We start from the raw sequence: 12,270 nt of genomic DNA, 5'->3' as shown, positions 1-12,270 counted from the left end.
TACAGAGGTTTAAAGTAACATTTAGTTATTACTGTAGAAATGTTAAAAAATAATAAAACATAGTATTTGACGAGCGTATTTAGATGATGTAAACTCAATATGGAATTATTTATTGTACCATTAATTTTTTTAAAAGTAATAGTACAGAACGACGGACGATTAAAGTGAATAATCGTTTATGTTGTTTAAGATTTTTGGGTAATCTAATACGAGTGAATTTATTTTTACATTTTTGTAATGAAAGAAAGGAAGATGTGACGAATGGCTTCTAAAACTCAGAACGCTCAAGTCGATGCTAAAAAAGTACTTGAAGTAGTAGAAGATCAATTTACAACGCTTCAAATTTTAAATGAAGAAGGCGAAGTTGTTAATGAAGCAGCAATGCCAAACCTAAGTGACGAGCAGCTGCAGGAATTAATGCGCCGAATGGTATATACACGAATTTTGGACCAACGTTCGATTTCATTGAATCGCCAAGGACGTCTTGGTTTTTATGCACCAACTGCAGGACAGGAAGCATCACAATTAGCTTCACAATTTGCGCTTGAAAAAGAGGATTTTATATTACCTGGTTATCGTGACGTACCGCCAATCGTATGGCATGGTCTTCCGTTATACCAAGCATTTTTATGGTCCAGAGGCCATTTTGAAGGCGGACAGATTCCTGATGGAGTAAATGTTGCTATCCCTCAAATTATTATTGGTGCTCAGTACGTACAAACAGCAGGTGTTGCATTAGGCATGAAAAAACGTGGAGTTAAAGCTGTTGCTCTTACATATACAGGCGATGGCGGAACCTCTCAAGGTGATTTCTATGAAGGAATGAACTTTGCAGGAGCTTTCAAAGCGCCAGCTATCTTTATTGCTCAAAATAACCGTTTTGCTATCTCGACTCCTGTTGAAAAGCAAACCGCAGCAAAAACACTTGCTCAAAAAGCAGTTGCAGCTGGTATTCCTGGTATCCAAGTAGACGGTATGGATGCATTAGCAGTGTATGCAGCAGTTAAAGAGGCACGTGAGCGTGCAGTTAACGGTGAAGGACCTACGTTTATTGAAACTTTAACATATAGATATGGTCCACATACAATGGCCGGAGATGATCCAACACGTTATCGTACAGCTGAACTCGATAATGAATGGGAAAAGAAAGATCCGCTTGTACGTTTCCGTAAATTCCTTGAAAAGAAAGGTCTTTGGAATGAGGAAAAAGAAAATGAAGTAATTGAGCAGGCAAAAGAAGATATTAAAGAAGCACTTAAAAAGGCAGATGCTGCCTCTAAACAAAAGGTGACTGATCTAATCTCTATTACTAGCACAGATTTACCTTATAACTTAGAAGAACAATATGAAATATATAAAGCAAAGGAGTCGAAGTAAGCCATGGCTCAAATGACTATGATTCAAGCAATTACAGATGCAATGCGTGTAGAACTGAAAAATGATCCGAATGTATTAGTATTCGGGGAAGATGTTGGCGTAAACGGCGGTGTTTTCCGTGCAACGGAAGGGCTGCAAAATGAATTTGGTGAAGATCGTGTATTTGACACACCACTTGCAGAATCAGGAATTGGCGGTTTGGCAGTTGGTCTGAGCTTACAGGGCTTCCGTCCCGTTCCGGAAATCCAATTCTTTGGCTTTGTTTATGAAGTAATGGATTCTATTTCTGGTCAAGCGGCTCGTCTTCGTTATCGTACTGGAGGCAAATTCAATGCTCCAATAACATTCCGTTCACCATTTGGAGGGGGCGTACATACTCCAGACATGCACGCTGATAGCTTGGAAGGCTTAATGGCACAACAACCTGGCTTAAAGGTAGTTATTCCGTCAACACCTTATGACGCCAAAGGTTTACTAATTTCATCTATTCGCGATAATGATCCAGTTATTTTCCTTGAGCATATGAAATTATACCGTTCTTTCCGTCAAGAAGTTCCTGAAGGTGAATATACAATTCCACTTGGAAAAGCGGATGTGAAACGAGAAGGTACTGATATTTCGATTATTACTTACGGTGCGATGGTTCATGAGTCATTGAAAGCAGCTGAAGAATTAGCAAAAGAAGGCTTTTCTGCTGAAGTTATTGACTTGCGTACGGTTAGCCCAATCGATATTGAAACAATCATTGCTTCTGTTGAAAAAACAGGGCGTGCAATTGTGGTTCAAGAAGCACAAAAGCAAGCTGGTGTTGGGGCAAATGTTGTGGCTGAAATTAGTGATCGTGCTATTTTAAGTTTAGAAGCACCTGTATTGCGTGTAGCAGCGCCAGACACTATTTATCCTTTCCCGCAGGCTGAAGCAGCTTGGCTTCCAAACTATAAAGATGTAATTGAAACAGCTAAAAAAGTATTAAATTTCTAATGAAAGATGGGGAATAGGATTCCTGTTTCCCGCTTTTTCTTATATTTGAACGTTCGAAAATATGCATAAATAGGAGGATGAATCGCAGTGAGCGCAACCGCAACCACATTCCAATTTAAAATGCCTGACATTGGTGAAGGTATTCATGAAGGCGAGATTGTTAAATGGTTCATAAAGCCAGGTGATAAAGTCCAAGAAGATGATATCCTTTGCGAAATCCAAAATGATAAAGCAGTCGTTGAAATTCCATCTCCTGTTGAAGGATCTGTTATTGAAGTGAAAGTAGCAGAAGGAACTGTAGCTACTGTAGGACAGGTTCTAGTAACATTTGATGCTCCAGGATATGAAAACCTGCAATTTAAAGGTGACGATCATACTGAAGAGGCACCGAAGCAAGAAACAGCAGCACCAGCTGCTCCAGCACCTGCTGCAGTGCAAGATGCTCCTGTAACACCACCACCGGCACCACCTGCTTATGGTATTGGTGTGACACAACCACAAGGACAAGTGGAAGTAGACCCTAATCGCAAAATTATTTCTATGCCATCTGTTCGGAAATATGCCCGTGATAAAGGTGTGGAAATTACACAAGTTCCTGGCTCAGGTAAAAATGGTCGCATCGTGAAAAGTGATATTGATGCATTCTTAAGCGGCGGTGCAGCTACAGGAGCACCACAAGCGGCAGAAACTCCAGCACCAGCAGCTGCTCAGGCAGAGGCGGCTCCAAAAGCTGCTCCAATTCCACAAGGAGAATATCCTGAAACTCGTGAGAAGATGAGCGGAATCAGAAAAGCAATTGCAAAAGCAATGGTAAATTCAAAACATACCGCACCACACGTAACACTTATGGATGAAATCGATGTAACCAAACTTGTTGCACATCGTAAAAAATTCAAAGAAGTTGCAGCGGCTAAGGGTATCAAGTTAACCTTCTTACCATACATCGTAAAAGCGTTAACTAGTGCTTTACGTGAATTCCCTGCATTAAATACATCACTTGATGATGCGACAAGTGAAGTTATTCATAAGCACTATTATAATATTGGAATTGCAGCGGATACGGAAAAAGGATTATTAGTACCAGTTGTTAAAGATGCAGACCGTAAATCCGTATTTACGATTTCAAATGAAATCAATGAATTAGCTGGAAAAGCACGTGATGGCAAACTGGCTCCTAATGAAATGAAGGGGGCATCTTGTACGATTTCAAATATTGGTTCTGCTGGGGGACAATGGTTTACACCTGTTATCAACCATCCTGAAGTAGCCATCCTTGGTGTAGGTAGAATTGCAGAAAAACCAATCGTACGTGATGGTGAAATCGTAGCTGCTCCAGTATTAGCATTGTCATTAAGCTTTGACCACAGAATGATTGATGGAGCGACTGCTCAAAATGCGTTAAATCATATTAAACGATTATTGAACGATCCAGAACTATTGTTAATGGAGGCGTAACAAATGGTAGTAGGAGATTTTCCAATAGATACAGACACTATAGTCATAGGCGCTGGTCCCGGCGGATATGTGGCTGCTATTCGTGCAGCGCAGTTAGGTCAAAAAGTTACGATTGTTGAAAAGGAATATATTGGCGGAGTTTGTTTAAACGTAGGTTGTATTCCGTCGAAAGCAGTAATTGCTGCTGGACACCGATACGAAGTTGCGAAGCACTCTGATTCATTTGGAATTACAGCTGAAAATGTGAAAGTTGATTTTTCAAAGGTTCAAGATTGGAAAGCTGGAATTGTAAAGAAATTAACTGGCGGTGTCGAGGGGTTATTAAAAGGAAATAAAGTTGACATCGTTCGTGGCGAAGCATACTTTGTTGATGGTAATTCATTACGAGTGATTGGCGAAAATTCTGCCCAAACATACAACTTCAAAAATGCGATTATTGCATCAGGCTCTCGTCCAATTGAACTGCCAACATTTAAATACTCAAAACGAGTACTAAATTCAACGGGTGCATTGAATCTACAAGAGGTTCCAGAAAAAATCGTAGTCATCGGCGGCGGTGTCATCGGAATAGAACTTGGCGGTGCCTATGCAAACTTTGGTACTCAAGTAACAATCTTAGAGGGTGCGGATGATATCTTAGGCCTAGGAGTTTTTGAAAAGCAAATGGCTGCCCTTGTTAAGAAAACAATGAAGAAAAAAGGTGCTGAATTCTATACGAAGGCCATGGCTAAGGGTGTAGAAGAAACTGAAAATGGTGTGGTTGTAACCTTTGAAGTTAAAGGCGAAGAAAAGAAAATTGAAGCAGATTACGTATTTGTTATGGTTGGACGTCGTCCAAATACGGATGAAATGGGACTTGACCAAATTGGTGTGAAGGTCACTGACCGTGGATTGATTGAAATCGACAATCAATGCAGAACTAGTGTCACTAATATTTATGCAATCGGTGATGTTGTTGCAGGTCCTCAATTAGCTCACAAAGCTTCTTATGAAGGGAAAATCGCGGCAGAGGCGATAGCAGGTCATAATGCTATAATTGACTACTTAGGTATCCCTGCAGTAGTTTTCTCAGATCCTGAACTTGCTAGCGTAGGTTATACCGAAGCGCAAGCAAAAGAAGAAGGTATTGAAGTTAATTCTGCAAAGTTCCCATTTGCAGCAAATGGCCGTGCTCTTTCACTAGACAGTGGAGAAGGTTTTGTTAAATTAGTTTCACGTAAAGAAGATGGTGTCTTGATCGGTGCGCAAATTGCCGGTGCAAGCGCATCTGATATGATTGCTGAACTAGGGTTGGCTCTTGAAGCAGGAATGACAGTCGAAGACTTAGCCTTGACCATTCATGCTCACCCAACATTAGGAGAAATCACCATGGAAGCTGCTGAAGTAGCAATGGGTACTCCAATTCATGTTTTAAAATAGCTAAAAAGAAAGTCCTTTCCCTAGATAGTGGAAAGGACTTTCTTATTTTCAATCGAATGATAAATTAATACTTCTGAGCATATATTTAAAACACTACAATCTTTATTTTTAAGAAAAGATGTTGAGTGGTGATAAAAAATGCGAATGTATGTTGTGATTATACTGCAATTAATAATATGGAGTGCTTTTACACTGATTGAATGGATGTCGAAGCATGATCAACTACTATACAAGGTGTTCATGTTTTTTGTGTTTTTTTATTTAGCCTTTGTCCTTTGTAACAGAGTTACCCAATCAACTTCCAAAACACTATTTATTACATCTTTTAGCCTCATGATATATACTTCCATACACTATACACTCGCGCTTTTAACGCATTAAAAAACTCCCGGGATGGGAGTTGGTCCTTTTTTATTACTTCCTTGGATAATAATACATGATTCTCTCATTGAAAAGGTGCAGCTCACCTTGTAATTTCTTTGCAAGGAATTTGCAGAATTCATTTGCTTTCCCCTTATCACCGAACGTGGATTGTTCTGGAAGAGTAACTTGTATGTAGGTTTGAATTCTATCAGTACCATCTTCATCACGAATACTTTCCTGATCTACACCAATTAAAATTGCGTAATAGCGTTCATTAGTAGAATGTAAATAAAACCATTTTCCTTTTCCTTGATCTTTTTCTTTAATTACGTAAGGAAAAGCAGAGTCACCATATTCCCAATCAACTTGATTTCCTGTTTTACCAGTAATATCTTTATAATAATTTAAGAGTTCCTTCACTTCTTCTACAGAAATTGTTTGCTTTGCAGATGAAGGCACAAGTTTAATAAATGCGTTTTCAGCCATCTTCATCCCCCCTATGTCCCATTTGATCATTTGATATCTTCTTTATTCTAGCATTGTAAAAACCATGGTGACAACATTAAGACACATAAATGTCATTTGTTTTATATGAAAAAATAAATTATAATAATATTCTAAATATTATTATAAAAAGGAGGATACTTATGGAATTATTTGATAAGCTCTATGATGAACATGAAAATGTAAAAGTTAGGTTTATTGGATTTACCACTGAACATACTCGTTATGATTTTGGGATTATTTACACAAACATGTTTTTTGGTAAACCCCTAGTTGTCTGCATGCAAACTGGCCGTTCTACTCTCCTCGACCCTAAAGAAATTGAAGACATTGAATACCTTCAAAATGTATTCCGGATTCCAGATAAACAACAAGCCGCAGATTTGGCTGAATTCTTCAGTGAAACCCTTCCGCAAATCCCATTTGTTACCCAATATGAATAATTTGAAAGTAAAAGACCTATTTATAGGTCTTTTTTGTTTGAAAATAATTAAATGTGACATACAATTTAGGCTTGATAATTCTAATGTGTTATATTATTATTAAATTAACAACAATAAAACGTTTTCAATGTAATGAACATTTCAAAATGAAAAGGGGATTGAAAATAATGGGTACAATCGTATGCCAAGCTTGCGACTCAACAATTGATCATTTCGAAGATGAAAAAGTAACAGTTCTCTATTCAAGATGTAATTGTTGCGACGGTCATCATTCAGAAGAAGAACGATAAAAAATATCAAACTTAAAATAGAAACAGGATTCCTCAATGGAATCCTGTATTTTTATTTTATAGCCTTATATTCTTTAATTACACGGATGGTTTTGATCTCATCATCCTCTGGCCCTTGAACAGGCAAACCAGCTTCGAGATTTTCTCGAACATAGTGCAGGTTTTCTTTTGTGATGATTTCACCAGGAATGAAAATTGGAATTCCTGGAGGGTAAACCATAATAAATTCTGCAATAATTCTTCCTTCTGACTGTTCAAATGGAATAACTTCCGTATCTGCATAAAAAGCATCTCTTGGAGTCAATGCAAGAATAGGAATATCAGGAAGAAGAACTTGGATAGGTTCGAACTTTTCCTCTAGGTGTTCTCGTTCCTGGGCAAGGTCTTTTAACGCATTTACCAAAATTTCGCCTTCTAAATCTGTATCGCCAATTGTAATGATACAAAGAATGTTATAAAGGTCAGACATTTCTACTTCAATATTGTGTTTCTCACGTAACCACTTTTCAACCTCATAACCAGTTAATCCTAATTCTTTTACAGAGATAATTAATTTAGTTGGATCATAATCAAAAGTTGCTTTTGAACCTAATATTTCTTCCCCAACACAATGTAGATGATCTATTTCATTAATTCTTTTTCTAATTAATTGTGCAAGATTAATCGTATTATCAATTAATTCTTTTCCTCTGGTTGCTAATTGTTTTCTAGCAACGTCAAGAGACGCAAGTAATAAATAGGAGGTTGAAGTTGTAGTTAGCATACTTAAAATTGCTTGGACGTGCTTTGCTGAAACAAGGCCTTCTTTTACGTTTAATATAGAGCTTTGTGTCATTGATCCGCCTAGTTTATGGACACTCGTTGCAGCCATATCAGCACCGGCCTGCATAGCAGATAGAGGCAAATCATCGTGAAAATGAATATGAACCCCATGTGCTTCATCCACAAGGACTGGGACATTATGTGAGTGTGCAATTTCGACTATTCTTTTTAAATCTGCCGAAATTCCAAAATATGTCGGGTTAATCACAAGGATAGCTTTTGCATCTGGATGTTGATTTAGTGCTTTTTCAACGGAATCAGTCGTGATTCCATGAGATATACCTAGATCCTCATCAATTTCCGGATGAATAAAAACAGGGATTGCACCGGAAAAGACTATAGCAGACATGATTGATTTATGAACGTTCCTTGGTACAATGATTTTATCCTCAGGTCCACAAACAGCCATGATCATAGCAATAATCGCGCCGCTCGTTCCTTGGACTGAAAAAAAGGTTCTATCTGCACCAAATGCTTCAGCTGCCAAATCCTGTGCTTGCTTAATTATACCTTTTGGCTGATGAAGGTCGTCGAGTGGACCGATATTTATGAGGTCTATCGATAAGGCATTATCACCAATGAAGTTTCTAAAATCAGGATCGATTCCAACACCTTTTTTATGACCAGGGATATGAAATTGGATAGGATTTTTTTTTGCATGTTCTAATAAACCGCTAAATAACGGTGTTTGGTTTTGAGACAATTTATTTCCACACCTCTTTATATACAAATTGCTTTTAGATAAATACAAAACAAATGAATTATAGCACTAATACCAGCGCTTGCATAGAATTTTGTGTCAATGTTAAACCACTTTTTATAGTGTTACGTTAGTTTCTCAATTAAACAGGAAAATTAACCTTTAAGAGCGAAATATGATGGTAACAATAATTAGGAGGGGTTTCATTGAATTGGCAAACGCGAGTTACTGAAATACTTAATATCCAATATCCTATAATACAAGGAGGTTTAGCTCATCTAGCCTATTCTGAACTTGCCGCAGCTGTTTCCAATGCAGGTGGACTTGGTCAAATTACTGCAATGTCTCTAGATAATCCGGATCAACTTCGGGAGGAAATTAGAAAAGTTAAGGAGCTGACTAATAAACCATTCGGAGTAAATTACGCAATTGGACAGCATAATCGCCCCTTTGAAGAAATGCTTCAAGTAGCCATTGATGAAGACGTGCCGGTTATTTCTATGACAGGTGGAAATCCTGCACCGATATTTGAACAGTTAAAAGGAACATCGATTAAAAAATTAGTTCTTGTGGCGGCTAGGAGGCAGGCTGAAAAGGCTGAAGAATTAGGCGCAGATGCAGTAATGGTAGTGGGGCAGGAAGGTGGCGGCCATCTTGGACGGGATGATATCGGAACGATGGTATTAATCCCTCAAGTGGTTGATGCAGTTTCTATCCCTGTAATTGCCTCAGGTGGTATTGGAGATGGCAGAGGACTAATGGCAGCTCTCAGTTTAGGAGCAGAAGGAATTGAAATGGGGACGAGATTTATTGCAACAAAGGAATGTGTACATGCAAATGATCTTTACAAAAAAAGACTAGTTGAGGGCTCAGAAGCTAATACAGTGATAATTAAACGTACACTAGGTGCACCAGCACGTGTTATTTCAAATAGTTGGACAGATAAAATTTTAGATATTGAAAAAGAAAACGGCGGTTATGATCAATTGAAGAATTATATTAGCGGACAGGCAAACAAACGATATATACATGATGGAGTAGAAAGTGAGGGTTTTGCATGGGCAGGTCAAGTGATGGGACTCATTAAGGATATACCAACCGTTGAAGAATTATTTAATCGAATGATTACTGATGCAGAGCAAATTCGTGGAAAATGGGCAAAATAAGGGTATTATACATATATGTAAATAAAGTAAGCAGGTGAAAACAACTTGGAATACCAATACCCAATTGATTACCATTGGACAACCGATGAAATTGTTGATGTAATTAAGTTCTACGAGGCTGTTGAAAGAGCATATGAAAAAGGAATTGACCGTGAAGAACTCATGAATATTTACCGGAGGTTTAAAGAAATCGTACCGAGTAAAGCAGAAGAAAAAACACTTTGTGGTGAATTTGAAGAAATGAGTGGTTATTCTTCCTATCGGGCAATAAAAAAAGCAAAAGATGCCTCTTTTGGTGATAGGATTAAAATGAAATAATGAGAAAAAACTCTGAACTAGGTTCAGAGTTTTTTCATTTAGAGCTCTTATAGGATGAGAGCCCGAAATGTTATAAAAAGAGTAGCAGTGGTCACTCACAAGAGAGATGAGAGCCCGTACAAAGTTTATTGATTTATTCGTCTTTTATTTGATATTAAGAGCAATTTTATATAAAGGTGCAACTTTATTAAAAACATAGTCAATTCGCTGTAGGAAGTCTTCTTCGCTTAATTTAAGAACGTCATCACGCTTAATTTCATATCCGCATAATATTTCTGCTTTTTTCACTTGTTCCAGCCTTTCAAACATGCCACGTAAATCTTCTTTTGAAAGATTTCCATGTGGCACCGATTCTGCTTTTGTATGATCTAATGACCAAACAAAGTCTATTGGTGTTTCCTTATAAATTTTATTAATTTTTTTGGTAAATCTTTTCGCAAAATCTTGTTTTTGGGGTGCTTCATAAATAACAGCAAACCAAATAAATACATGAGTATTCCACAGTCCGATTTGAAAATGTGGAAGCATTTTGTATCCACGTGGATTATTTGCAAATGCAACCCATGTATCTTTTGGCGGATTAATCGTTCTCCTAGCATGTTTGGCAACATGAACAAATAGTTCATCCCCAGTCAAAGTTGTTAACGCAGGTGCAAAATACTGTCCTAGACTTTCTAATTTAGGGCGGATTCTCTCTTTAAGTGCATCCATTCTTGCCTCTAATCCATCTATTTGAAAAACATCGAAATCTTCATTAGTAAAGTTTTTAAAGTCCATGATGAACCTCCATATGCAGACATTTGTCATTCATTGTAGCATACTGGCGAAAATTCTTGAAACGAACTGCTTATATAGGTTAACGCACATATTTGTTGCAACCTTGCATGGTGGCTCATATTATATTACTAAAAATAGTCTGAAAAATTAAAAAACGATTGAAAGGAGAAAGCTTAAATGAAACAATTAATGAATACTTCACTAAAAAAAGTTGGCGAGAAGGAAAGAATGGCATATTTACGATTAGAAATGGATTATGAGCTGGCAACATTATTTGAAGCTCTTGAAGAAAAAAACGAAAAAAAGATGAAGGAATGCAAACAAAAGTTAGAGAAAATCCGCCTGGAGTTATTAAAACTAAAAGCTCTTTGATAATTTGTTTTCAAAGGGGATACAATTTAGAATGAAAATAAAGAAATTTATATTGAAATTATAAAACGAACTCTGAGTAGGGAAGTAGAGAGTTCGTTTATTGTTTTGCCCTGTTAGTATAGGATTGTTAAAAGTTGAAGGCTTACCTAATTTTGATTAAGCTAAGGATAATACATATTATGGGAGGGAAAATATGGACTGGGAATACATTGATCTTCAAGCTAAGCAATGGGTATTGGAAGCTGGGGATAAAATTAGGGATTCTTTTTCTAAGACGTTAAATATCCAAACCAAATCAAATCCCAATGATTTAGTAACCAATATAGATAAGGAAATTGAACAATTTTTTATTAATAAAATCAGAAAGACTTTCGTGAACCATAGAATATTCGGTGAAGAAGGTTTTGGGGATGAAGTAAGTAATCTTGATGGAGTTGTATGGATTATTGACCCGATTGATGGGACAATGAACTTTATTCATCAACAGCGAAATTTTGCCATATCTTTAGGTGTTTATGAAAATGGTATTGGTAAAATTGGGATTATTTATGATGTTGCTCACGGTGAATTATATCATGCAATTAGTGGTAAAGGAGCCTTTATGAATGAAACCCAGCTGCCTCCATTAAATAAAGTGACAGTTAATGAATCAATCATAGCATTAAATGCAAGTTGGGTAATGGAAAACCATCGTATTGACCATAACCTGCTAATACCACTGGTTAAAGAGGCAAGAGGTACAAGATCATATGGTACTGCTGCACTTGAAATGGTGTTTGTGGCAACGGGAAGAGTCGATGCCTATATTTCGATGAGACTTTCCCCTTGGGATGTGGCTGCAGGTGCTGTTATTATTGAAGAATTAGGTGGTATTGTAACCAATCTAAGAGGGAAAAAGCTAGATTTCCTTTCAAAAGATTCACTGCTCGTCGCAAAACCAGGATTACACCCAACCATCATAAATGATTATTTAAAAGAAGGGAAATGGTAAAATGAAGCCTAAATAGGCTTCTTTTTACCATTTTCCTATAATTTTCCATTAGCTCTAAATTTAGCTTTTGTTTTAAAACCGAAGCCCATCACAAGTATTAATGCCATGATACTGCCGATGATTCCTAAAATACTTTCTTCACCAATTGCCACACCAATTCCCATAATACTTACGGTTGCAAGTATAGCGTAAAAAACAAAAATCCATTTAATTTGCTTCATTTTTAGCTAGTCCCCTTCGTCATCTAAATAAATGGCTGTATTATAGGTAAATGTTGGATTTTAAAACCCTG

General features: G+C 37.2%; 14 protein-coding genes. 10 read left to right on the top strand and 4 right to left on the bottom strand.

From position 1 onward, the window contains the following. The first annotated feature begins 261 nt into the window (after positions 1 to 261). From pdhA to lpdA, 4 genes are all read left to right on the top strand, one after another. Positions 262 to 1,377 (top strand): pyruvate dehydrogenase (acetyl-transferring) E1 component subunit alpha, encoded by a 1,116-nt coding sequence (pdhA, locus tag CHI06_RS07525; protein ID WP_095247809.1) that lies wholly within the window; start codon positions 262 to 264, stop codon positions 1,375 to 1,377. 3 nt (positions 1,378 to 1,380) lie between these two features. Continuing rightward, on the top strand, positions 1,381 to 2,358 hold the full coding sequence (locus tag CHI06_RS07520) for an alpha-ketoacid dehydrogenase subunit beta (protein ID WP_095247808.1): 978 nt from the start codon (positions 1,381 to 1,383) through the stop codon (positions 2,356 to 2,358). A 120-nt stretch (positions 2,359 to 2,478) separates the two neighbouring features. Next, on the top strand, positions 2,479 to 3,813 hold the full coding sequence (locus CHI06_RS07515; RefSeq protein ID WP_095247842.1) for a dihydrolipoamide acetyltransferase family protein: 1,335 nt from the start codon (positions 2,479 to 2,481) through the stop codon (positions 3,811 to 3,813). A 3-nt stretch (positions 3,814 to 3,816) separates the two neighbouring features. Then, the gene (lpdA, locus tag CHI06_RS07510) at positions 3,817 to 5,232 is read left to right on the top strand and encodes a dihydrolipoyl dehydrogenase (protein WP_095247807.1); all 1,416 of its coding nucleotides are present in this window, start codon (positions 3,817 to 3,819) and stop codon (positions 5,230 to 5,232) included. Positions 5,233 to 5,646: 414 nt separating this feature from the next. Here the strand turns inward: lpdA and CHI06_RS07500 are convergent, their stop codons facing one another. Further along, complete coding sequence (locus tag CHI06_RS07500; protein ID WP_095247805.1) at positions 5,647 to 6,081, bottom strand: DUF1885 family protein; 435 nt, start codon at positions 6,079 to 6,081, stop codon at positions 5,647 to 5,649. Positions 6,082 to 6,242: 161 nt separating this feature from the next. On the opposite strand from CHI06_RS07500, the gene CHI06_RS07495 reads away from it, so the two are divergent. Together CHI06_RS07495 and CHI06_RS07490 are read left to right on the top strand one after the other, a co-directional pair. Further along, positions 6,243 to 6,542, top strand: a complete 300-nt coding sequence (locus CHI06_RS07495) for a DUF3055 domain-containing protein (protein ID WP_095247804.1) — start codon at positions 6,243 to 6,245, stop codon at positions 6,540 to 6,542. 167 nt (positions 6,543 to 6,709) lie between these two features. Then, entirely contained in the window at positions 6,710 to 6,832 is a 123-nt protein-coding gene (locus CHI06_RS07490) for a GapA-binding peptide SR1P (RefSeq protein ID WP_095247803.1), read from the top strand. 52 nt (positions 6,833 to 6,884) lie between these two features. Here CHI06_RS07490 and CHI06_RS07485 read toward each other — a convergent pair whose 3' ends face one another. Continuing rightward, positions 6,885 to 8,357, bottom strand: a complete 1,473-nt coding sequence (locus CHI06_RS07485; RefSeq protein ID WP_095247802.1) for an aminotransferase class I/II-fold pyridoxal phosphate-dependent enzyme — start codon at positions 8,355 to 8,357, stop codon at positions 6,885 to 6,887. A 203-nt stretch (positions 8,358 to 8,560) separates the two neighbouring features. On the opposite strand from CHI06_RS07485, the gene CHI06_RS07480 reads away from it, so the two are divergent. After that, positions 8,561 to 9,520 carry an NAD(P)H-dependent flavin oxidoreductase gene (locus CHI06_RS07480; protein WP_095247801.1) on the top strand — a complete coding sequence of 320 codons (960 nt, stop codon included), beginning with the start codon at positions 8,561 to 8,563 and terminating at the stop codon, positions 9,518 to 9,520. Positions 9,521 to 9,565: 45 nt separating this feature from the next. Beyond that, a complete protein-coding gene (locus CHI06_RS07475) occupies positions 9,566 to 9,838 on the top strand; it encodes a UPF0223 family protein (RefSeq protein ID WP_095247800.1) in 273 nt (90 codons plus the stop codon). A 144-nt stretch (positions 9,839 to 9,982) separates the two neighbouring features. On the opposite strand, the gene CHI06_RS07470 is transcribed toward CHI06_RS07475, so the two are convergent. Further along, complete coding sequence (locus tag CHI06_RS07470; protein ID WP_095247799.1) at positions 9,983 to 10,615, bottom strand: YktB family protein; 633 nt, start codon at positions 10,613 to 10,615, stop codon at positions 9,983 to 9,985. A 177-nt stretch (positions 10,616 to 10,792) separates the two neighbouring features. Between CHI06_RS07470 and CHI06_RS07465 the strand changes: the two genes are divergently transcribed. Together CHI06_RS07465 and CHI06_RS07460 are read left to right on the top strand one after the other, a co-directional pair. Continuing rightward, positions 10,793 to 10,987, top strand: coding sequence for a hypothetical protein (locus CHI06_RS07465; RefSeq protein WP_095247798.1), 195 nt, complete (start codon positions 10,793 to 10,795; stop codon positions 10,985 to 10,987). 193 nt (positions 10,988 to 11,180) lie between these two features. After that, positions 11,181 to 11,978 (top strand): inositol monophosphatase family protein, encoded by a 798-nt coding sequence (locus tag CHI06_RS07460; protein WP_095247797.1) that lies wholly within the window; start codon positions 11,181 to 11,183, stop codon positions 11,976 to 11,978. 35 nt (positions 11,979 to 12,013) lie between these two features. Here CHI06_RS07460 and CHI06_RS07455 read toward each other — a convergent pair whose 3' ends face one another. After that, positions 12,014 to 12,199 (bottom strand): YlaF family protein, encoded by a 186-nt coding sequence (locus CHI06_RS07455; RefSeq protein WP_095247796.1) that lies wholly within the window; start codon positions 12,197 to 12,199, stop codon positions 12,014 to 12,016. Between the last annotated feature and the right edge of the window lie 71 nt (positions 12,200 to 12,270).

Source organism: Bacillus sp. 7884-1 (genome assembly GCF_002272245.1).
GTDB lineage: Bacteria > Bacillota > Bacilli > Bacillales > Cytobacillaceae > Neobacillus.
This window is presented reverse-complemented; position numbering and strand designations above follow the sequence as displayed.

Excerpts from the sequence above, each read along its gene's own strand:
- pdhA (WP_095247809.1), top strand. The coding sequence starts at position 262 with ATGGCTTCTAAAACTCAGAACGCTCAAGTCGATGCTAAAAAAGTACTT.
- CHI06_RS07520 (WP_095247808.1), top strand. The coding sequence starts at position 1,381 with ATGGCTCAAATGACTATGATTCAAGCAATTACAGATGCAATGCGTGTA.
- CHI06_RS07515 (WP_095247842.1), top strand. The coding sequence starts at position 2,479 with ATGCCTGACATTGGTGAAGGTATTCATGAAGGCGAGATTGTTAAATGG.
- lpdA (WP_095247807.1), top strand. The coding sequence starts at position 3,817 with ATGGTAGTAGGAGATTTTCCAATAGATACAGACACTATAGTCATAGGC.
- CHI06_RS07500 (WP_095247805.1), bottom strand. The coding sequence starts at position 6,081 with ATGGCTGAAAACGCATTTATTAAACTTGTGCCTTCATCTGCAAAGCAA.
- CHI06_RS07495 (WP_095247804.1), top strand. The coding sequence starts at position 6,243 with ATGGAATTATTTGATAAGCTCTATGATGAACATGAAAATGTAAAAGTT.
- CHI06_RS07490 (WP_095247803.1), top strand. The coding sequence starts at position 6,710 with ATGGGTACAATCGTATGCCAAGCTTGCGACTCAACAATTGATCATTTC.
- CHI06_RS07470 (WP_095247799.1), bottom strand. The coding sequence starts at position 10,615 with ATGGACTTTAAAAACTTTACTAATGAAGATTTCGATGTTTTTCAAATA.
- CHI06_RS07465 (WP_095247798.1), top strand. The coding sequence starts at position 10,793 with ATGAAACAATTAATGAATACTTCACTAAAAAAAGTTGGCGAGAAGGAA.
- CHI06_RS07460 (WP_095247797.1), top strand. The coding sequence starts at position 11,181 with ATGGACTGGGAATACATTGATCTTCAAGCTAAGCAATGGGTATTGGAA.
- CHI06_RS07455 (WP_095247796.1), bottom strand. The coding sequence starts at position 12,199 with ATGAAGCAAATTAAATGGATTTTTGTTTTTTACGCTATACTTGCAACC.